We start from the raw sequence: 23,451 nt of genomic DNA, 5'->3' as shown, positions 1-23,451 counted from the left end.
CGTACTATAAATAACCTAAAGGATTAACAGGTGCACCATTCTTACGTACTTCAAAATGCACATGCGGTCCCGTAACATTACCGGTCGCACCAGATGTCGCAATAACTTGCCCCTTGCCTACGGCCTGTCCTACTCGGACACGAACTAAACTATTATGAGCATAGAGCGTAGAAATACCACCACCATGATCGATAATAACAGCATATCCATACCCACTGATCCAACCAGCTGAAACGACTACTCCTGAATCAGCGGCATGAACAGGTGTCCCTGTTCCTACACCAATATCAATACCACTATGGAAAATTTTTCGTCCAAAAATAGGATGTACGCGATACCCAAACGGAGATGTAACCGGACCAGATACAGGCCATCCTAAGCGGCCCGTACTAATGGGTGGTGCCGCTGGCACAAAAATACTTTTTCCCCCTTTTTTGATCGCATGTCCCCCTCGTTTTGCGGCTTCTTCGGCCATCCGCTTACGTGCCGCAGCAACAGCTGCTTCAGCAGCTCTATCGGCCGCACGCTTACGCAACATCGCCCCAATTTGTGCCGATGATGCTTCCAATTCCTGATAAGCCTTATCAGCTACCGCTTTATCATGCTGTGCCTGATACAAAACAGCTTGCAGCTCTTTCTTGTGCTGACTAATTTCTTCTCTTTTTTTCACTGCCGCTGCTTTTAACCGCAATTCTTCCGTTCGTTGTCCTTCCAACTGTGCTTTCATTTGCTGTATCGCATCCCGCTGTGTCCGAATAGATGAAATTAACTCCATATCTGCACTAATAATCCGCCGTAATAACTCAACGCGATTAGCAAAATCATTAAAATCTTTTGCCCCTAATACTACATCAAGATAATTCAACTGCCCATGCATGTAAATTTGACGAATCCGCCGCTGAAAGACCACTTGCCGAGCATCTAATTTGCCTTGCTCCTGTATTAATTGAGTCTGTAATACACTAATTTTTTGTTCTGTCACAGCCAACTTCGCCGTAATATTTTTTTCATCATTTTCAGCTGCTGCCAATTGATCTTGTATTGTTTTTATTTTTTCAAATACATTGCCAATCACCTTTTGCGCTTGTTGACTCTTTTGTGCCTGAATTTGCATTTGTTGCTTTACGGAAGACATTTTTTGATGCAGATCTTCATCTATGGCAAACGAATGCAAGGAAGGACTTAACAACGCTATCGTAACAGCTATAACTATGTATTTTTTCTGTGCATTCCCTTTACTCATACCTTACACCTTCATATATCGTTTCAACGAAATAGTACTACCAATAGCACCAATAAACATACTAAGAACCAACAATCCGCCCCCAATATAATACATGAATGGATTCATGCTAACCAAAGGCAAAAAGGCTAAAGAACGCTGAATTTCAGACGTCACAAATCGATAAAATTGAAATAAAGCAACATCGGCAATCACGCCACCAATCAGGCCAAGTAATAAGCCTTCTAATAGAAAAGGCCAACGAATAAACCAGTTTGTAGCACCTACATATTTCATAATACCAATTTCTTTGCGACGAGCAAAAACAGTCAGACGTATCGTATTAGAAATAATAAACAATGTTGCTACTGTTAATATAATGATAATTGCAATTCCACCCCATCGGATCACTTTGGTAATATTCAACAATTGTTCAATAACATCTTGACCATAATGCGAACTTTCTACTTCGGGATAGGTCGCCACCAAAGCGGCTGTTTTTTTCACGGCTTCAGCATTAGTAAACGTAATTTCATAAGATGTTGGCAATGGATTCTTACCTTCAAGTGCTTCTAAAATCCCCGGTTGATCCTTCATTCGTTCTTTTAGCTCAACCATAGCTTGATCTTTATTCGTAAATTTCAATTCACGAATATCCGGTAATGATTTTAATCGCTTACCTACGCCCATAACTTGCTCCGTTGTCAACCCTTCCTTAAGATAAACGCTAATTTGCACTTGATTTTCTAAATGTCCAGCAAAATTATCTAAATTGCTCACTAAGATCACAAATAATCCCAAAATAAAAAAGGATAAGGCCACTGTAATAATAGATGCAATCGACATAAAACTATTTCGATAAAAAGAGGTGATTGCCTCAGACATAAAATATCTAATCTTCATTACTATATCCCCCTCGTAATTCATCGCGAATAACATTGCCATCGACAATTTCTACTACACGTTTATTTAATAGATCAACCATTTGTTGATCATGTGTAACCATCAATACAGTTGTACCCATATGATTAATTCGTTTAAAAATATCCATGATATCTTTTGAGGTATCCGGATCAAGATTTCCTGTCGGTTCATCCGCAATCAATAGCAACGGTCTATTAACAATAGCCCGAGCAATAGCCACTCGTTGTTGTTCCCCACCACTTAAATTTTGGGGCAATACATCCGCCTTGCCAAGCAAACCGACTAAATCAAGGACCGTCCGTACCCGTTCTTTAATAGTACGCCGCGAAGCACCAATTACTTCCATTGCGAATGCTACATTTTCTTCGACAGTCTTATTGGGCAATAATCGGAAATCTTGAAAGACAATCCCCATTTTCCGACGTAAATAAGGTACCTTCTTTTTATGCAACTTCTGCACCTCGATACCATCGACAGATACACTACCTTGAGTTGGGATTTCCTCATGCGACAGTAATTTAATCAACGTTGATTTTCCTGCACCACTAGCGCCTACGACAAACACAAACTCGCCTTTGCCAATATGTAACGACACATGACTTAGTGCAACCGATCCATTATCATATATTTTTGATACATCTTTAAAATCAATCATATATACCTCTCTTTATTATACTACAAAAATCGTTTTATCTGCTGCCACGGTGTACGTAATCTTCCCTTACCCCATAACACGTAAGCCACTAAATATAGATTGCGAAAAGACTGTCGCCGAAGATGAACCACCTGTTTTTCCACATGCGGCAACAGCATCTTTTGTTGTAGACGCTGCTGAACCTGTGTGATGATCACCTGGTGCGATACATCTTCTACCGTACCACAAACGGTCTCACCAATCGAATGTATAAAACCGTCTATTTTAGGGTCATAAGAAATAGCTACCACCGGTATTTTCATTAATGTGGCAAAAATCAAAGCGTGTAGCCGATTAGCAATGACGACATCCATACATGCCATCAGTGAAATAAATTCTTCTGTTGCATACGAAGCGTCTAAAACATAAGCTTCCGTTTGCATCTCTTTTACAATATCATAGGCAATAGGTACGTCCGTAGGATATTGCATGGGAATAAAAATAATTTCTACCCCCTCTTCACGTTGTAACCTATCCGCGGCTTTCGCTATTTCTTTTTTATATACCTCAACTTCTTTCCACTCTCGTAAGGCAATACCAACTCGTCGTTTTCCGCTGATACAGCCAGCTGCTTGAAGTACACCTTCACCAAAAGAAGTGTTCCCTGGAGAAATAGATAAAACCGCATCAGCCGTCACATGAATGGGTGGCTTATCCACGCCCATCTGTAATAAATCCACCTTCGATTGCCTATCACGTACGCCAATAGCTGCCACCTGTCGCAAAACAAACCGCATAACGTATCTAGCCATTCGTCGCCGCACTGGGCCAATTCCTTGTGCATACAGGACAACCGGCTTTCTTAGCAGTCGTGCAAAGAGTATAATACCCAGATAATAATATATACTACGTGCACTGGTTACGTCTTGTAATAGACTACCTCCACCGCTAAGAAGCAAATCACTTTGTCGTAACACTTGAAAAATTTTCCAAAATTGCGTACGTCCTATTGCTCGTACATCATGTTGCTTTGTAGTCCTCGCTGGATTTCCTGTAAGGACGGTAATATTCATATCTCCTTCTAATTGTCGCAACGATTCAATAATCGCCGTCAACATTGCCTCATCACCAGCATTAGCAAACCCATAGTATCCAGAAATAACAATATTATGTCCCATCATCCACCCGCTTTCCTATCCATATTTTTCCCTGATGTAGCAAGGCAAGCACAATTACTACTGCTACACCTATAAAAACACCCACAAACCAGCCGTCAACACCTCGCAAGAGAGACATTAAAAAGGGCGTGCGTATATGAGCAAACGTTTCTACCATGGATCCTAAGCCGATAGTTGCACCAACTACCATAAAGAATTGAAATAACGATGGCCATTGCCGATATATAGCAGTTACCATAAGGAAAAATGCTGGATAGCCAATAAGGAATTCTTTTTCTCGTGGTCGTGCATACATGACGCTTTCCAAAAATCTTCGCATGGCTACTTCAAATCCAGGAACAGGCACACCTGCCGTATGCCCGCTGCGTCCTAAGAAAATATATGCACCAATAACAAGTACGCCAATAATACCTAACGTTTGCATACGAATAGGTACATTTAATACATATTGGCATAATTTTTTCGTTTCTTGCCATGTCGATAACCGATATCCATGCAAAGGAAATACCCGTAAATATCCCCAAATAACCAGTAATAATGGCAATATAAAAGTTACTTTTACACCACGATAAAAATCAAATTCCATAAAGAAACGAATATTACCTAACATACCAGCAATATAAATTCCACCTACTAAGGAAAATAAAACTGCCACCGTCAAAGAAATAATTCCAATACAAATAATTTTTTTATATGTATGTACTTCCTGACAACTGTATTGTTTTAACTGTTTTACCACTAATAATATCGCAATAACAGGAGCAGAAACGGCACAAACCAAGGCAAGCAATTGTAAAAACCATGCACCATGAACAGCCAAACTTCCTGCCACGCCAATTGCGGCCGCCAACGGTAATAAACGACGATTTACCCGTTCGCTCAATGGCAATAATAGATTCAGCAGCCATAAAAATCCACTGCATGCCCCCAATGCGGCAATTGCCAATAATAATCGCGTTGGATAATACGCAGGCATAACCGATGCCCGACCTAAGTGATACCCCCGTTGTTGTAATTTTTTTGATACATTGCTTATATAAGACAAATTCGTTTCTGTGAGATTCTGTCCTTGCAAGGGCTTTTTATATAAGGGATATAAATTAAACCGCACATTTCGTTCTAAGTCACTAATGTAATAACGCATAGTAGCTTCACCAGGTGCAATTTTTTCCAGTTCTTCTTTCGACATAGCATAGGCACGTACCGTTCTATGATCTAATAAGGCAGCTAATTCATACATACCAGCTTGTGGATCGTATTGTAATTGTCCCGTCGCTTCAATCATATAAAAAGGGCACGTACGTTGTTTCATTTGTTGTGCCGTATACGCTAATAAAGGTCTCATTTTATTTACGTCATGATGATAACCTAACACATCCTTGCCTACAAACATCATACCAGACACATGCTGCATCTTATCCATGCGGGCAAAGAAGTGTTGTACCTCCGCGGATGTAGGTTCGCCATAATTAGTTGGCCGTAATACCGCAAAAAATCCATGAGCTGCCACGTAGTTCACATCGGCACTTAAAATCCCCAAATTGACCTCACCAATTTCAGGCATAATGCCACGAATACCCGCAATACGATATTCACCATTACTTAAATTGGCCACGTTTCTCGGATGTAGTCGTATACCCAAATCAGATACTACTTCATCAAAATAAAGATCTTTTTCTGCTTTTGGCTTACCAATTACATAATAATCATACGAATAATCTTGAATATGGAGTTGTGGATAATATAACCGGGCCATGAGGTTAGTTATTATCGAAATATCACCACGTTGAGCCAGTTTATTCAACGTTGTATCATACATGGTAAAACTCGTAATACCAGCTTCCCGCACCATCTTGAACATAGTTTCATTATCATATCCATCACTACGTGCCATACGCACGACCGCATCATAATCTAATGCTTGTTCAATTGTTTTACTGCGTTCCTCGATATGATACCGCTGTACACACAGGATAAGACTGCACAATAAACCTAGCAACACCGCAAAAATCATTACTTTTTTACTAATATTCTTCTCCATTGTCTAGACCCACCTATTTATGTTTCATCCTACTAGTTCTTCACTGTATGAACTAATCATCCTTTCCTCATCTTACGCGAGAGGCTGAGCTATCTTCTTATTTTTTTCTTGTTGTAAATATCCTTCAATAAACATGTCCAAGTCACCATCCATTACGGCTTGAACATTACCTGTTTCAACATTCGTCCGATGATCCTTCACCAAATTATATGGATGAAATACATAAGAACGAATCTGACTTCCCCATTCAATGGCTTGATGGACGCCCCCAATTTCCGCTTTTAGCTGTGCTTGTTTTTCTTGTTCTAATTCAAACAACTTGGCCCGTAAATACTTCAAACACATCTCTTTATTCTGTAATTGTGACCGTTCATTCTGACATTGAACTACGATACCCGTTGGTATATGGGTCATCCGCACAGCCGAACTTGTTTTATTGACATGCTGTCCCCCTGCACCAGATGCTCGAAAATAATCGACACGCACATCATCCATGTTAATTTGAATATCTACATCCTCCGGCAATTCCGGCATTACATCGACGGCTGTAAAGGACGTGTGCCTTCTTGCGGCCGCATCAAATGGTGAAATACGAACCAGCCGATGCACCCCTTTTTCAGACTTCAAATAACCATAAGCTAAATCGCCTACCACACCAAAAGTAGCACTCTTAACACCAGCTTCATCCCCTGGCTGTAAATCCATTAGCACCAAAGTATATCCACTACGTTCAGCCCAACGAGTATACATACGAATAAGCATTTGTGCCCAATCTTGTGCTTCCGTACCACCTGCACCAGCATGAAATGTAATGATCGCATTGCAATGATCATATTCTCCTGATAAAAGCAAACGAATTTCTTGTTTCTCTACTTCTTCTAATAACTGTTTATATTGTGTTTCCAATTCGTTTAAAAGGGATATTTCCCCTTCTTCAATCGCTAAACTAACATAATCATATAATTCTTCTGCTCGCCGTATCAACGAATAATGTGCTTCAACGGCTTCTTTTAAAGCGGTTGCTTCTTGTGAAATGTTTCTCGCCCGCTCTGGATCATTCCAAAAATCAGGATCACTCATTCGGATATCCAAATCCATTATTTTTTCCTCTTTTTGAGGTAAGTTAAAGTGAATCCCCGATTTCTTGTATTCTTTGTTTTAAGTCTTCTATCGGCTTTCGCAATTCTTCTAATAACACAAGTATCACCATCTTTCTACTATAACCAAACTTGATATCATCTGTATATAAAATGAGATTAGGCATAGCTAATCTCATTTTATATTTCTAGCATATTTCCATACTACTAGGATGGAGTTTGTTCGCTTTTATCACCTAAAGAATCCATTTCTTCATGTACTTCATGAGATCCTTGCAAATGATCTTCCACTTCTGGTACTGGTACACTATACGTAATTTGAATATGATATAAGAATGTAACCACTGTACGTTTAATCGAATCTATCATTTCTTCAAACATCTCATAGGCTTCAAATTTATATTCAACAATAGGATTTTTTTGTCCATAGGCACGTAAATTTATTCCTTCTTTAAGGGCATCCATCGCATCCAAATGATCCATCCACTTACTATCTACCACACGCAGCATGATTGCCTTCTCTAATTGTCGCATCGTATCACTACCAATTTCTTCTTCGCGGGCATCATATAAGCGAACTGCTACATCTTTTAGTTTTTCTTGCACTTCTACTCGACTTAAATTTTCTAAATTTTCTACGGTCAATGCACCTTTTGGTACAAAGTATTGTTCCATCTGTGCTACTAATCCTGCAAAATCCCATTCTTCAGGATATAACTTTTCATCGGCATATTTATCTAAACCAGCAGCAATGATATCATCAACCATGGATAAAATAATATCACGCAACGACGAAGCAATAAGCACTTGTTTCCGTTGACCATACAAGACTTCCCGTTGTTGATTCATTACGTCATCATACTCTAAAACATACTTACGAATTTCAAAATTATGATTTTCTACTTTCTTTTGTGCTTTTTCAATAGACTTCGTAATCATGGAATGCGTAATCGGCTCATCTTCATCCATCCCTAAGCGATCCATAAATTTAGCAATATTATCAGAGCCAAAAATACGCATCAAATCATCTTCTAATGAGAGATAGAAACGCGTTGTACCAGGATCGCCTTGACGACCGGCACGACCACGCAATTGATTATCAATACGACGACTTTCATGGCGTTCTGTACCAATAATCATGAGACCACCTAATTCAGCAACCCCTTCACCCAACTTGATATCCGTACCACGACCAGCCATATTTGTAGCAATCGTAACCATATTACGTTGCCCCGCATTTTTAATAATTTCGGCTTCCATTTCATGATATTTCGCATTTAAGACATTATGTGCTATATTTTCTTTACTCAATAATTGACTGACAATTTCCGATTGACTAATCGATGTCGTTCCTACTAAAATCGGTTGTCCTGTCTTATGCCGTTCGATTACATCGCGAACAACTGCACGATATTTAGCATTTTTCGTTTTATAAATAACATCCGGTTCATCTTTACGAATAGCGGGTTTATTGGTAGGAATAACAAATACATCTAATTTATAAATTTTATTAAATTCATCTTCTTCTGTTTTAGCTGTACCGGTCATCCCACTAAGCTTATCATACATACGGAAATAATTTTGGAATGTAATAGTAGCCAAGGTTTTACTTTCACCCTGTACCTGTACGTTTTCCTTGGCTTCAATAGATTGATGCAACCCATCACTAAAACGCCGACCAAACATTAACCGCCCCGTAAATTCATCAACAATAACGATTTCGCCATCTTTGACAACATAATCTTTATCACGATGCATCATAAAACGAGCACGCAATGCTTGAATGACCAAATGGTTGAGATCTAAATGTTCACGATCAAACATATTTTTAATGCCCAACATTTTTTCAACTTTTGCCACACCACTTTCTGTAGGTGCAATGGTTTTTTGTTTTTCATCCATCGTATAATCGTCTTTTTCTAAACGACCAACAATCGCGGCTAAAGTAGAATATAATTCCGTTGATTTTTCACCCGGACCTGAAATGATTAACGGTGTCCTTGCTTCATCAATGAGAATACTATCCACTTCATCGACAATACAATAATGTAACGGACGCTGTACCATTTGTTCTTGACTAACAACCATATTATCACGCAAATAATCAAAACCAAATTCATTATTTGTACCATACGTAATATCCGAATTATATGCCCGTCGACGTTGTTCATATGATAAATCATGGACGATAAGCCCTACGGATAAGCCCAGAAAGCGATAAATTTGCCCCATTTCTTCACTATCACGTGTCGCTAAATAATCATTAACAGTAACAACGTGAACACCTTTTCCCGTCAAGGCGTTTAAATATACTGGTAAAGTTGCTACTAATGTTTTCCCTTCACCTGTACGCATTTCAGCAATATCTCCACGATGAAGTACAATACCACCTAATAATTGCACATCAAAATGACGCATTCCCAATACGCGACGCGAAGCTTCTCGCACGACAGCAAATGCTTCTGGCAATAAATCATCCAACCTTTCTCCTGCTTGTAAACGTTCTTTAAATTCCGCTGTTTTTGCTTGTAATGAAGCATCACTCAAGGTAGACATCGTTGCTTCAAGTTCATTTATATGGTGAACGATTGGCCACATTTTTTTTAATTCACGTTCTGTATTATTACCGAGCAATCGCTGTACTAATTTATTAATCACTTAAACGAGACCTCCAATTGAAAATTTCTCTCTACACTTATGTCAATTATACATTTTATCAAACTCGCCGTAAAAAGACAAGTATCACCACCTGTAGAGAGAGCAATCCTTGTCTTTCTCTCTATCTTTTTTAAAACCGAGATGATATAATAATTGAGTTATGTAAAAGGAGGTCTCTATGTTAGAGAAATTTCAAAATTTGAATATTAGCACTACTATTTTGCAAGCGTTAAATACGATGGGATTTGAAGAACCCACCCCCATCCAAGCAGAAGCTATTCCCGTCGCTCTGCAAGGTCAAGATATGATTGGTCAAGCACAGACCGGAACAGGAAAAACCGCTGCTTTCGGGATTCCCGTATTAGAAAAAATATTAGCATCATCTAAAACAAGTAACGTACAAACAATTGTGTTATCACCTACTCGTGAACTGGCAATGCAAGTTGCCGAAGAATTAAACCATTTAGCACAATATACATCAATTCAAGCCTTGCCTATTTATGGCGGACAAGATATGGAACGACAATTACGCAGACTGCGTAAACATCCACAAATCATTGTAGCTACACCAGGTCGATTGATTGATCATATGAAACGAGGAACGATTCACTTAGATGAAATTTCTACGATCGTGTTAGATGAAGCCGATGAAATGCTAGACATGGGTTTTATTGATGATATTCATACTATCATGAGTGCCACTCCCGAAACTCGGCAGACCTTGTTATTTTCAGCAACGATGCCCGCACCTATTCAAAAATTAGCGCAAACCTTTTTAAAAGATCCCCAAATCATCCGTATGAAAGCAAAAGAAGTAACGATGGATTTAATAGAACAATCGTATATCGAAACACCAGATAGACAAAAATTCGATGTCCTTTGTCGCTTATTAGATTTACAAGAACCTGATTTAGCTATCATCTTTGTTCGCACGAAACGTCGTGTTGATGAGTTATCCGAAGCCCTAAAAAAAAGAGGCTATTCATCCGAAGGAATTCATGGCGATTTAACACAAGCCAAACGGGATAGTGTGATCCGTCAGTTTAGAGAAAAGACGATTGATATTCTCGTTGCTACCGATGTTGCCGCCCGTGGCTTAGATATTAGCGGCGTTACGCATGTATTTAATTATGATTTACCCCAAGATCCAGAAAGCTATGTACATCGTGTTGGCCGTACGGGACGTGCCGGCAAAACCGGTGAAGCAACTACCTTTGTCATTCCCCGTGAACTAGAACATTTGCGTGCCATTGAACGCCTAATCAAGCGTCACATTGTTCGTCACCAAGCACCCACCCTGGCAGAAGCTTTAGAAGGTGCACAACAAACCGCCATTCGAAATTTAATTGCTACGGTCGAAGAGCAATCCGCTTCAGCTTATCGTGCCAATGCAGAAGAATTGCTTAGCCATTATGATTCGGTTGCTTTGCTTTCAGCGGCTATTAAGCAATTAACCAAAGAACCCGATTTAACTCCTGTAAAAATTACAGAAGAAGCCCCATTGCGGATACGCCGTGCTAAACGCCCAACAACTAAATCCCGACGGCGCCCACCCCGTACAAATGGGGATAAACATAACGAAAAACGTGAGAGCACACCAAAAAATCAGAAAAAACGTCATTTTTCTCCCCGCGGGCACAACAACGAAACCCCAGCCCCACGCGCCAAGAAAAAAGTAGGAAAAACACCAAATCGTTCTGTCTTCAAACCATATTTTAAAGATTAATAACTATTTAATTATAATCTGTCTATACACAAGCAACAAAAAAGGGAGTCCCCATCATCGGACTCCTTTTTTATATGTTCTCTATATTTATTTTAATACATCTTTGCCTTTTTGAATATTTACCCGAATAACATCACAACAACGAGTAAATTCAGTCATTTCTTCCTTCGTCAGCGGATATTCTATAACACTTTCTACTCCCTTTGCCCCTACCACAGCAGGTACACCACAATAAATATCCTTTTGTCCATATTCACCATTTAAAGGAGCGGATACGGGAATGATTCGTTTTTCATCGTGCAAAATCGTACGCACCAACGTAGCACCAGCAGATGCAATACCATATTCCGTACAATGTTTACCATTAAACGTCGTCCATCCGCCCATAATCGCCTTTTCTTGAATTTCTTTTTGATTAAAGTTAATACCCGTATCTTTGGCAAAATCAACAAACGATTTCCCGTAAAAATAAACACAAGACCAAGGAACAAACTGTGCATTCCCATGTTCGCCTAACATAAACGCCGTAAAACTACGTGCATCCAGACCAGTATAATCTGAAATAGCATGAATCAACCGTGATGAATCAAGTAACGTTCCCGTTCCTACAACGCGATTACGAGGTAACCCACTTTTCTCAGCAATCAAATTCGTGATCACATCACAAGGATTGGTAATATTTACAAAAATCCCTTGAAAGCCGGCTGCCATAATTTTTGGCACAAAATCAGATACTTGTTTAACACTATTCACTAATTCCAAATCACGCGTATTACCATTCACTAATATAGAAATATCTCCACTGGCATTCACTATGACATCGCAGTCTTTTAACCCTGCATAATCCGTTCCTATATACCGTACATGATTAGGCATATAGGATACAGCATCGTTTAAATCTTGAACTTCACTAACTACTTTTTGTTCCTTACAGTCACACAACCGTACTTCATCAGCAATGCCCATCATTCCTAAATTAAATGCCACATGTGCACCTACGTGACCTACACCAACAACCCCAACGATTCTTCTTTTTATCTCCATTATTATAACCTCCTCACGTACAACTTCTGCATTATCATTATAATGCGAAAAGTTTATAACACTGTATCATATTTGCCTGGATTTGTAAACACACTTTTACTGATCATTTTCTATAAAACGATAACTATTATTTACTATATGCGAGAATAGAAAAGACTTCACGATTAGCATGCGTCGAAACTTCAAAATATAATGTTCGTGCTAACTCTTTTTCTAATGCTTCCTTACGTTTCGTTTCTTGTAATATTTCAATTACACTTTCATGTGCAACCACTAGTACATCTTGACTCAATTTCTGTTGTTTTAGTAAATGTCGTAATTTCCTAATAATTTGCAAGGCCACCGACTCAGCAGAATATAAATATCCCGTACCACCACAAATAGGACATGCTGAAAATTGCACTTGATGTAACCCTTGACGTGATTTTTTACGCGTAATTTCCACTAAATTCAACGCTGTCATACCCATGATACGTGTTTTATTCGTATCGGAAGCCGTTTCCTTTACGAGCAACTCCAATATTTCTTCCCGATGCTCTGCACGTACCATATCAATAAAATCGACAAGAATAATCCCGCCAATATCTCGTAACCGCAATTGACGTGCTATCTCTTTTGCTGCTTCTTTGTTTACATGAAAAATCGTATCTTGTAACGTACCATTACCAGTATATTTACTGCTATTGACATCAATGACGGTTAACGCCTCAGTATGATCAAAAATCAAATTTCCTCCTGAGGGGAGTAATATCTGTCGTGACAATAAATGTTTTACTTCTTCTTCTACACCATAAGCATCGAAAATTGGCTTTTCTCCTTGATAAAGCCGTACCTTATGTCTCTTATCAGGTGCTATAAGAACCTGTTTGATACGCTCATAGCTCTCTTTTTGATCAACGACAATCTCTGCTACCTCATCAGAGTCATGATCACGAATCATCCGCATCACTAAATCAGTTTCACGATACAAGAGCTTATTTTTTTTTGTCAATTTATATCTACGACAAATGCTATCCCACGTATGCAATAAATATACAATATCCGCTTCAAGCACTTCCGCTGATACACCATTAGCAACTGTGCGAACAATCATGCCTAGCGATGCTGGTTTAACTCGATTGACAATCTCACGCAACCGATTTCGTTCTTCTTCATCTCTAATTTTTTTAGATACACCCACATATTGTACCGTTGGCATCAATACAGAATAGCGACCAGCCAAGCTAACGTTCGCCGTAACTTTCGCACCCTTTGTACCTTGTTCTTCTTTAATAACTTGCACTAGCACTGATTGACCCACAGATAATTTTGTTTGCTGTATTTCCTCTTTTGTAGCAGCACGGGGAAAAAAATCCCCCATATAAATGAAGGCATTCTTTTTTCGACCAATATTCACAAAAGCAGCTTGCAAAGCAGGTAAAATATTTTGGATCGTACCTCTATAAATATGATTGACAATACGACTCTCATCATCTCGTTCTACTGCATAATCCCGTAAACGCCCCTCTTCCAAAATGGCTAACCGCGTTTCTTCTGGCATGATATTGGCCACTATCGTTTTCATTACTTTTCCTCCACTCATCCGGGGTTTTCTTTCTACTATTACTACAAATTAAAAATCATCTTTTGTTGTCTAAAATGAATACTCAATAAAATACCTAAGGCCAACATATTAGTAGTTAATGAACTTACGCCATAACTCATAAATGGTAAAGGAATTCCTGTTACAGGCATAATACCGCAAGTCATGCCCACATTAACCAATACTTGAAAGACCCACATAGAAATAATTCCCGTTGCCACAAGCATACCAAACGGTTCTTTACATTCTTTGGCAATGAGCAACCCTCTATATACGAGCATAAAATATAACAATAAGACAATAAAACAACCAATGAAACCTAACTCTTCACCGATAACGGAAAAAATAAAATCCGTATGATTTTCTGGCAAAAAATTTAATTGGCTTTGCGTTCCTTGAAACAACCCTTTACCAAAAAACATACCCGAACCAATAGCTATCTTTGATTGAATAATATGATATCCTGCACCAAAGGGATCCGCATTGGGATCTAAAAAAACAGCAATACGAGACTTTTGGTAATCTTTCAAAAAATGCCACCCTACAGGAGCTAAAACCACTCCTAACAGAGCAATTTTACCTAATAAACGTAGCCTAATTTGTGCCATGAAAAGCATACCCAACGTAATACCGATAAAAACAAGACTCGTTCCTAAATCAGGTTGCTTGAGGACTAATAAAAAAGGAACCCCGACAAATACAGCGATAGGTAGTATCTGACGAACTGTATTTAATTGCTGCACACGTTCCGACAGCATACTCGCTGTACATACGATCATGATAAGTTTAGAAAACTCCGATGGCTGCAACGTAATAGGTCCTAATTGAATCCACCGTTGTGCACCTAAAGCAGATTTTCCTAAAAAAAGCACTGCCCCTAACATAAGTAAATTAAGGATATATAATGGTTTTATCCATCGTTTCAAAGCAGTATAATCATATCTGCAACCAAACAAAATAATAAAAAGATTAATTAAAAAGGCTACAGCCTGTTTGATAAAAAAATCAAAATAAGCCATCCCTTTATTAATATGTGTTGCACTGCCAATAGTGCATAGACCAACGCAAGTAATCCCCAGGCAAATGAGCAACAATACGCGATCTATATTTTTCCATTTATGATTAATCATACCCTACTCCTATCGTCGATATCGTCGCCATCCTTGAGATTGCATACGTCGTCTAGTAATAGATGAATGAAAATCAGCATACCTAGGCGATTTTCGTGCCACTGGCGACACACTACTATATGCTTCTTGTCCCAACGCAGTTTCATCATCCGTAACTAGCCATTCTCGTATTTCTTCCTCGGCGATATCTTTTCCTTCTGCAATAAAACGCACCGTCTGTTGCAAGGCCCGCCCAAATGCACTATCAAGCAATATGTCTATGCTACCTTCATATAACGCTTTTTCCACAACCTTATCATGAGGGAGAATCCCTGCCAATGATTCCACTTGTAACGAATCTAATGCATCAGAAACAGAAAGCGTATAACCGGAAATTCGAGAAAAATTATTTAAAATCACGCTATAATTAAATTTTTTATGTTTTCTACAATACTGTGTTACCCGTGCCACATCACGTAAAGATGTCCACGTAGGTGCTACGATAAAAAAGATCTGATCCGCAATAGCCGTAGCTTCCCGGTATGCATATCCCCGTCCTGGCGGACTATCAATCAACACATAATCATATTTTTTCGATAGCTTATCTACCCAAAATTGAAAAGTCGCTGCATCTATTTTTTCCCATGTATGTTTTTGACTGGCCGCTAAAAAGTCTAATCCAGGTTCAATAGAAATGATCGCATCTTTCACCCGACAACGCTGTTTTAAAATATCGCCTAAATCATAAAACACTTCATCTTGCACACCAAACATTAAATCAAGATTGCGCAATCCCATATCCGCATCTACCGCAAGTACTTGTTTGCCCTTCTTGCAAAGAGCCAAGGATAAAGCTGCCGTCAAAGCTGTTTTTCCTACCCCACCCTTCCCCGAGGCCAGGGCTATAATCATAGCCATATGCTTTCCTCCTATACTATTCAATATATTCTTACATATGCGTATCTTGTTTATCTGGTGCATAAGCACCTACATGAAAATAAGCTTCTAACATTGATTTGACAATTGGTCCAGACGATGAAGAACCATATCCGCCTTGTTCTGTTAAAACGGCGATAACAATACGAGGATGATCATACGGGGCATACGCTACAAACCACCCATGATCACGACCACTATAATTTTCAGCCGTTCCTGTCTTACCTGCAACCGGGATGGGGAAATTAGCAAATAAATATCCGGCCGTACCATTTTCTTCTGCCACATTCCGCATACCTTCACGAATCAAATCAAGGGTTGATTTAGAAATGGACAAAGAGCCAATCTGTTCTGGTGCAAATATTTTATAAGGCGTACCATCCAAATTATCAATCCGGCTCACCAAAAATGGACGATACCGAATCCCCCCATTAGCCACTTCGCTAACGAGCATAGCCGCTTGTAACGGTGTAACTAATTGAAATCCTTGTCCAATTGCTGAATTAAAGGTATCTCCTAAATACCAGCCTTGCTTAAATACCTTTTTCTTGTATTCTGCACTGGCTACTACCCCTTTTGATTCGCCATATAAAGCAATGCCCGTTTTTTCACCTAAGCCAAACATTCGTGCATACTCAGATAATTTATCAATACCTACACGACGTCCCATTTCATAAAAATAAACATTATCGGATTTTGCTAAGGCCGTTTTAAAATTAATCCAGCCCAACGCTTCACCACCAGCATTCCGTTTATCGATAAGCCAATGTCGCCCACTATCAAAAATCATTTCGCCAGATGTAACTTTTTTTAACTCTAAAGCAGCAGCACCTGTAACTAATTTAAACGTTGATCCAGGTGGATACTGCCCCGTAATAACCCGATTTTCCATAGGATGATTAGGATTCGTATTAATTTGTTTCCATTCAGCTGCAGTTATACCACGAGTAAACCAATTCGGATTATAGGAAGGACGACTAGCCATAGCTAAGATAGCTCCCGTATTCGGATCCATAGCGACCACGGCAATACCATTAACACCAATACCATTAGCTAATTGTGCATCCATTGCTCGTTCTGCCGCTTGCTGCAAATATAAGTCTAATGTCAAATGCATATTCCGTCCTGCCATAGGATTCTTTCGTTCCATTTCCTTTACAGGCCGTCCCGTTGCATCTACTTCCACTTGCCGCGCACCATCTTTACCTCGTAAAATATCATCATAATACGCTTCTAATCCAGCCCGTCCAATTTGCGTAACCGTCGTAATCCCATCTTGCCCTTCAAGGCGTTTCATATCATTTTCGTCAATTTGCCCCACATACCCTAAAACCTGTGCCGCCATTTCATTATATGGATAATAACGTATCGGCTGCACATCAACAGATATCCCCGGCAAATCATTACGCCGTTCTTCAACACGCGTCACCACATCTTGTGTTAAATCAGTTGCTAATACGGTCGGTAAATAGGTACTAGCTTTTTTCTTAAATTTTACCCGTAACGTCTCTTCAGGTATGTCTAATAATTGAGCTAATTGTTGTATTTCCGTTTCTGATATCCGCTGTTCCGTAGGTACATACGTAACCATAAATCCTGGTCGTGAAGCGACTAATATTTGTCCATTCCGATCATACATCACACCACGCATTGCAGCCAACGGAATCGCCCGTAATCGATTTCCCTCTGCTAACGAATGATAGTACGAACCCGCAATCAATTGCAAATATATTAAACGAACCAACAATACCACAAATACCGCTATATATATCCAATATAAATAACGAAAGCGGCCATTATCTCGCTTTTTTTTCATTAATGCTTGGAGCATTCCATTCTTCCTCCATGTATCAGTGGTACAAAGAACGATACGGGTACATCACTTCTGTATCCCTTAACGTCCCTATAACATATGCGACAGGAACCACAAAAATACCGCTATAAATTAACATGGGAACACTAAATTCCCAAACATAAACCAGAATATTCACATATTGCCCTGCCAATATTAATACGACACTATTCAATAACAAACTTAATTCCGTCGCACCTAAAGCAATTAACCATGTAATAAGTCCATATTTTTCATCCAATGATTTGCCCAAATAACCACATATCCAAGCAATAATGACATAGACGACAATATGAATACCAAAAAAATTACTAATTACAACATCATGGATAAATCCACCTAAAAGAGCCGTAAGTACCCCAGCCCGTTTCCCATATTGCAACGCCATCGTAAGTACGGCCAAAAAGATAATATTAGGCTGTGTTACACCATTGCAAAACAAAGGAATGAAGACACTTTGTAGCAAGAAAAAAAGCAAAGCTACACCTATGGTTCTTTTTATTTTCATAAGGCCGCTGCCCCCTTCACCCCTTCTACCTTATCACGTTGTGTCTGTGGCACTAATTTCGGTTCCACCTGAGGCACTTCGGTAGAGATCTCCATCGTTGCTTGCACAATAACAAACACTTCTTCCAAACGTGAAAAATCCACAGCGGGACGTATAACGGCATACTTCACAAAATCAGAATCACGTTGATGAATAGAAACAATCGTACCAATGGGAATCCCCTTAGGATAAATAGAACTAAAGCCAGAGGTAACCAAGGTATCTCCGACTAAAATATCTGCATCTTTAGCAATATTCACAAATTGTGGTTCCGTTGGTATGTTTCCATTACCACGAACAACCGACGAAACACGAGATTCAGCACGTTGTACAATCGCCCCAATACTCGTACGCGGATCCGTTAATAATTGAACACGCGAAGAATCACGATACACATCAACTACAACGCCTACAATTCCCTTAGGTGTGACAACCGGCATATTCTTGGTTATGCCATGCCGACTTCCCACGTTAATCATCATCGTATTACTCCATGTACCATAATCCCGTGAAATAACTGCAGCTGCCACTAATTGATATGATGGATGAGAATCGCGAAAATCAAGCAACTCTTTTAATCGTTTATTTTCCGCTACAACTTCATCGTAATGAATACTCTTTTTTTGCAATGTCGCATTTTGAGATTCCAGTGCTTCCCATTCAATGCGATTTTTCAAACTAATTTGAACAATATGCGTGACCGAAGAAATCGCTGCTACCATCCGACTGCTTACGGACTCTATCGGTGTCGCTATCAGTTGAAATGGACGTGTAATAAAAGGCAATGATTCCCTCGTTCTCCACGCCCATCCCATAACTACCATCACTATAAACATAATACAAATTACAATAATACTACGTTTACCGAACACAAACACTGTTACAATCTCCTTTTATAAACACATGATGTATCTTCAATACATGCACTAACATATTCTCGTTCTTGCCACGCAATACCAATTCCTCGAATGACCGCCAATTCTGGTTCATCGACAACCCTAACAGGCAGGCCTAATAATTGAGCAAAAAAAGTATCCACCCCAACTAAATTAGCACCACCACCAGTTAACGCAATCCCATTTACCATAATATCAGCAATCAACTCAGGTGGTATTTCTTGTAATACTTGCCGCACTAAAGTTGCAATTTTTTGTAAAGGCCGACCGATAACAGGATACAATTCAGATGTCGTAATGGATAACTTACTCTGACGCCCACTATCTAACTTCCGGCCGACAAATTCAAAGGATTTATTTTCAATCGGTAATACGGCAGTACCACAATATTTTTTGATTGCTTCAATTGTCTGCTCATCCACACCTATATCATAACGAGAACGCAAATATTCACGAATTACTTGATTATAAACTAAACTTCCTTGATGTATTGATGTAGAAAAGACAATTCCTCCAAAAGCAATCAATGCCACATTCGTTGTGCCTCCGCCCATATCAATAACCATAGTACTGCTTTCTGTACTTACTTGCGACACACTTAATGCAGCGGCTACTCCCGTATCAATCAAAAGTGCTTCTTTCGCCCCCACTTGATACAAGGCTTCCATTACTGCTCTTTTTTCCACGTTTGACGCACCTGCCGAAATGCCTACCATAATCCGTAATTGTTGCACACTGCGCACACATTTATTCAATAAATACCCCAGCATATCACAAGTTACTTGATAATCTGAAATAGTCCCATTATCTAAAGGGTACTGTATTTTTGCCGTACCTTCAGTTTTTGCTAATAACCGTTCGGCCGCATTACCCACAGCAATTTGAATGGGTATGCCTTCACGAATAACTACAATAGATGGTTCCGACCATACTACCCCACGACTTTCTACCCAGACATTCGTTGTACATGTTCCCAAGTCAATCCCTATATTTTTCGTTAGAGGTGAAAAAAAAACAGCCATAAAAATCCCCCCACTTATCTATCCTAATGTTTTTATATTGTAGCATAATTACTATGAATTTTAAAGTATAAACCCCGTTTCCCTTCTGCCGCAAAGCGACAAAAAACACGGCTTATATATCTATATAAGCCGTGTTAAATACATATCTAACCAATTATAAATAAATTATTGTTCTTCTTTTCTCAACTCACTATGACGATATCCATATAACCCATATACGACAAAACCAATTAGCGTCCATACGCAAAATAATATCATCGTACAACTAGATAATTGTGAAAAAATGAAACCACAAAAAATAAATCCCAATGGAGCAATCACCTTCACAGCAGGGCAACGGAATCCACGTGGTTTATCGGGATACCGTTTACGCAAAATCAAAATTCCTACGCACGCACATAAAAAGGCAAAGATCGTACCGGCACTACATACTTCTGCCACTATATGAATGGGCGTAAAGCCCGTAATGATAGCGACAACTCCCCCAACGAGTAATTGAATGATATAAGGCGAACGAAATCGTGGATGTACCTTGTATAATCGCATTGGAATAAGCCCATCCCGACTCATCGCATACAACGCACGGCTCTGGGCAAAAAGCATGCCTAAAATAACCGTTGACAAACCGCATATAGCTCCCGTGCCCACAATAGCAGAACCAAAACGTAATCCTATATATTCTAAGACAAAAGAAGCGGGTGCAGCCGTATCTAATTGTGGATAAGGTACAACACCAGTCATCACTGCACATACGGCAATATACAATATAGTACATAAAAGCAATGCCGAAAGAATTCCTATAGGCATATCGCGTTTAGGATTTTTAGCCTCTTCTGCCGTTGTTGCCAATGCATCTACACCCAAGTAAGCAAAAAACAATACAGCCGTCCCTGCCACAACTCCTTTTACACCAAAAGGTAAAAACGGTTTCCAATGCAAAGGATTAATATGAGGTGCTGCCAAAAAGAGGAAAAGAAAAATAGTCCCTAATTTGATAAATACCAATAAGCGATTAATTTTGGCACTCGCCTGCACTCCAAATATAAGCAATGCCGTAGATACGACTACAATAAGCACAGCGGGTAAATTAACCCATCCGCCTTCCGCTGGCACCATAATTAATTGTCTGGGTAAATCTAATCCAGCTGCATGTAAAATACCAGAAAAATAAGCAGACCAGCCTCCAGCTACCGCACTAGCACCAACAGAATATTCTAAGATCAGGCTCCAGCCAACCCACCAGCCAAACAGCTCACCTAAAGAAGAATAAGCATAGGTATACGTACTCCCTGCAGCTGGTAAAAATGAAGCCAACTCTGCATAAGCCAAACAAATAAAGGCACACGTAACAGCCGCAAGTACGAACGACAACATCAACCCCGGCCCCGCATATTCAGCTGCACCGATACCAGTCAAAACAAAAATACCCGTACCAATAATAATGCCTAACCCTAACAACGTAATATCAAGTGCCCCTAAGGCTTTCAATAAATGTTGATTGTCTTTTGCCTCTTCCATCAATCGCTCATATGATTTGCATCGAAATATATGCATATAACCACCTCCATAAAAATAAAAAAGAACTCTCAAAAGATGAGAGTTCTTTAACCTTACTATTATCTACTAACTAAGCTGACTTTTTCGCCACTTTCCATAGCAATCCTATAATGAAACCAATAGCAGCAAAGCATACCCAACTCATGCCAAGTGCATGAAATGGTACTACCGAATTAAAGAAAGAGTCAACAGGTCCTAAGGAAATATGAGCAGTCTGTGTGCCATTAATCAATGCTGTTATCAGCGTTAATCCAATAGTCCAAGCATACACACATTGCCGTCCATCAAATAAGTTATGTAAGAAAGTTAAAAGAATCAGAACTACTACGATCGGGTAAATAAACATCAATACGGGAATAGCTGCTACAATAATCGTTTTTAAACCAAACAAAGCAACTAAAAATGATACAACCGAGAACAATGTAACCCATTTGCGATAGCTAATTCCAGAAAACAAACCGTGGAAATAAGCAGCACATGAAGTAATCAAGCCAATACTAGTGGATAAACAAGCTAATAATACGATAATCGCTAATAAAATCGCTCCTACATTACCAAACAAATGCATTGCGCTCAACGATAATACTGGTGCTCCTGTACTTTGGATACCAAACACGGTAACACTATCTGCACCGATCTTAGCTACAAAAATATATACTACAGCTAAGAAAAATACTGCAACAAAACCAGATTTAAACACTTCTTTTGTAATTTGCCTAGACTCGGTAACGCCATCTTCCATCAAAAATTCAATAACCAAAATAGCGAATACTAACGATGCAATAGCATCCATTGTATTATATCCATCTAAAAAGCCTTGTAACGTGGCAATAGAGGGAGTTGCAAATTCTGCCGTTGGCATTACGGGTACACCCAATGGTGTAATAAACGATTTAATAATTAAAATAACAATGGCAATTAATAAACTCGGTGTTAATATTTTTCCAATACGATCAACCAGTTTTTGAGGCGATGCAGATAACCAAAAAGAAATAACAAAAAAAAGTACTAAAAAGCCAATCATCGACAAGTCACTACCACCATTTGCCAAAAACGGCCGAACAGCAATTTCATAAGATACGCTGCCCGTTCGAGGTGTTGCAAAAGCTGGTCCAATAGTAATAAAAGATAATACCGTGAAAAACAGACCAAACTTAGGATGTACACGACTCGCTAATTCTTGTAAATTCTTACAGCCCGAATACCCCATAGCTAATACACCTAATAAAGGTAAACCTACACCAGTAAATACAAAACCTAACACAGCCCACCAGACGTTAGTCCCTGCATGTTGCCCCATTGACGCTGGAAAAATCAAATTTCCTGCCCCAAAAAACAGTGCAAACAACATCAATCCAATTGCTACAGTTCTACTTCTTTTCTTCTCACCCATACTCTCATCCTCCTAACAGCATTTTTGCATTAA

General features: G+C 39.3%; 18 protein-coding genes. 1 reads left to right on the top strand and 17 read right to left on the bottom strand.

The window, feature by feature from the left end; genetic code table 11:
• Nucleotides 1-4 precede the first annotated feature (4 nt).
• The 7 genes from HMPREF1040_RS03845 to secA all read right to left on the bottom strand — a co-directional run bounded on the left by HMPREF1040_RS03845 (nt 5) and on the right by secA (nt 9,754).
• The gene (locus HMPREF1040_RS03845; protein ID WP_007392607.1) at nt 5-1,243 is read right to left on the bottom strand and encodes a murein hydrolase activator EnvC; all 1,239 of its coding nucleotides are present in this window, start codon (nt 1,241-1,243) and stop codon (nt 5-7) included.
• A gap of 3 nt (nt 1,244-1,246) precedes the next feature.
• Nucleotides 1,247-2,125, bottom strand: a complete 879-nt coding sequence (gene ftsX, locus HMPREF1040_RS03840; protein ID WP_007392597.1) for a permease-like cell division protein FtsX — start codon at nt 2,123-2,125, stop codon at nt 1,247-1,249.
• Nucleotides 2,115-2,801, bottom strand: a complete 687-nt coding sequence (gene ftsE, locus HMPREF1040_RS03835) for a cell division ATP-binding protein FtsE (RefSeq protein ID WP_007392598.1) — start codon at nt 2,799-2,801, stop codon at nt 2,115-2,117. The genes ftsX and ftsE overlap by 11 nt, the downstream gene beginning before the upstream one ends.
• 20 nt (nt 2,802-2,821) lie before the next feature.
• Nucleotides 2,822-3,961: a polysaccharide pyruvyl transferase CsaB gene (gene csaB, locus HMPREF1040_RS03830; RefSeq protein ID WP_255261330.1), complete on the bottom strand. Its 1,140-nt coding sequence runs from the start codon at nt 3,959-3,961 to the stop codon at nt 2,822-2,824.
• Nucleotides 3,948-5,999, bottom strand: a complete 2,052-nt coding sequence (locus HMPREF1040_RS03825) for a DUF5693 family protein (RefSeq protein WP_007392611.1) — start codon at nt 5,997-5,999, stop codon at nt 3,948-3,950. Before HMPREF1040_RS03825 ends, csaB begins: the two co-directional genes overlap by 14 nt.
• Before the next feature lie 72 nt (nt 6,000-6,071).
• Nucleotides 6,072-7,209 (bottom strand): peptide chain release factor 2 gene (gene prfB, locus HMPREF1040_RS03820; RefSeq protein ID WP_353848116.1). Its coding sequence is split into 2 segments (ribosomal slippage): nt 6,072-7,136 and nt 7,138-7,209, totalling 1,137 coding nucleotides; the frame shifts between segments, so codons are not numbered across the junction.
• Nucleotides 7,210-7,303: 94 nt separating this feature from the next.
• Nucleotides 7,304-9,754 (bottom strand): preprotein translocase subunit SecA, encoded by a 2,451-nt coding sequence (gene secA, locus HMPREF1040_RS03815; RefSeq protein ID WP_007392591.1) that lies wholly within the window; start codon nt 9,752-9,754, stop codon nt 7,304-7,306.
• Between the two features lie 178 nt (nt 9,755-9,932).
• Between secA and HMPREF1040_RS03810 the strand changes: the two genes are divergently transcribed.
• A complete protein-coding gene (locus HMPREF1040_RS03810; RefSeq protein WP_007392599.1) occupies nt 9,933-11,480 on the top strand; it encodes a DEAD/DEAH box helicase in 1,548 nt (515 codons plus the stop codon).
• 87 nt (nt 11,481-11,567) lie between these two features.
• Here HMPREF1040_RS03810 and HMPREF1040_RS03805 read toward each other — a convergent pair whose 3' ends face one another.
• The 10 genes from HMPREF1040_RS03805 to brnQ form a co-directional block, all read right to left on the bottom strand.
• Nucleotides 11,568-12,524, bottom strand: a complete 957-nt coding sequence (locus HMPREF1040_RS03805) for a lactate dehydrogenase (protein ID WP_007392596.1) — start codon at nt 12,522-12,524, stop codon at nt 11,568-11,570.
• A 127-nt stretch (nt 12,525-12,651) separates the two neighbouring features.
• Nucleotides 12,652-14,088: an Rne/Rng family ribonuclease gene (locus tag HMPREF1040_RS03800; RefSeq protein WP_007392614.1), complete on the bottom strand. Its 1,437-nt coding sequence runs from the start codon at nt 14,086-14,088 to the stop codon at nt 12,652-12,654.
• A gap of 41 nt (nt 14,089-14,129) precedes the next feature.
• Nucleotides 14,130-15,236 (bottom strand): rod shape-determining protein RodA, encoded by a 1,107-nt coding sequence (rodA, locus tag HMPREF1040_RS03795; protein ID WP_007392606.1) that lies wholly within the window; start codon nt 15,234-15,236, stop codon nt 14,130-14,132.
• 9 nt (nt 15,237-15,245) lie between these two features.
• A complete protein-coding gene (locus HMPREF1040_RS03790; RefSeq protein WP_007392586.1) occupies nt 15,246-16,133 on the bottom strand; it encodes an AAA family ATPase in 888 nt (295 codons plus the stop codon).
• A 31-nt stretch (nt 16,134-16,164) separates the two neighbouring features.
• On the bottom strand, nt 16,165-17,982 hold the full coding sequence (gene mrdA / locus HMPREF1040_RS03785) for a penicillin-binding protein 2 (RefSeq protein ID WP_007392619.1): 1,818 nt from the start codon (nt 17,980-17,982) through the stop codon (nt 16,165-16,167).
• A 19-nt stretch (nt 17,983-18,001) separates the two neighbouring features.
• Nucleotides 18,002-18,511 carry a rod shape-determining protein MreD gene (gene mreD, locus HMPREF1040_RS03780; RefSeq protein WP_007392593.1) on the bottom strand — a complete coding sequence of 170 codons (510 nt, stop codon included), beginning with the start codon at nt 18,509-18,511 and terminating at the stop codon, nt 18,002-18,004.
• Nucleotides 18,508-19,428 carry a rod shape-determining protein MreC gene (gene mreC, locus HMPREF1040_RS03775; RefSeq protein ID WP_007392616.1) on the bottom strand — a complete coding sequence of 307 codons (921 nt, stop codon included), beginning with the start codon at nt 19,426-19,428 and terminating at the stop codon, nt 18,508-18,510. The genes mreD and mreC overlap by 4 nt, the downstream gene beginning before the upstream one ends.
• Nucleotides 19,429-19,430: 2 nt before the next feature.
• On the bottom strand, nt 19,431-20,468 hold the full coding sequence (locus tag HMPREF1040_RS03770; RefSeq protein ID WP_007392578.1) for a rod shape-determining protein: 1,038 nt from the start codon (nt 20,466-20,468) through the stop codon (nt 19,431-19,433).
• 165 nt (nt 20,469-20,633) lie between these two features.
• A complete protein-coding gene (locus tag HMPREF1040_RS03765; RefSeq protein WP_007392602.1) occupies nt 20,634-22,022 on the bottom strand; it encodes an amino acid permease in 1,389 nt (462 codons plus the stop codon).
• A gap of 73 nt (nt 22,023-22,095) precedes the next feature.
• The gene (brnQ, locus tag HMPREF1040_RS03760; RefSeq protein WP_007392577.1) at nt 22,096-23,418 is read right to left on the bottom strand and encodes a branched-chain amino acid transport system II carrier protein; all 1,323 of its coding nucleotides are present in this window, start codon (nt 23,416-23,418) and stop codon (nt 22,096-22,098) included.
• Nucleotides 23,419-23,451 lie beyond the last annotated feature (33 nt).

Source organism: Megasphaera sp. UPII 135-E (assembly GCF_000221545.1).
GTDB lineage: Bacteria > Bacillota > Negativicutes > Veillonellales > Megasphaeraceae > Megasphaera > Megasphaera hutchinsoni.
The sequence above is the reverse complement of the archived record's forward strand: the minus strand, read 5'-3'. Positions and strand labels throughout refer to the sequence as shown.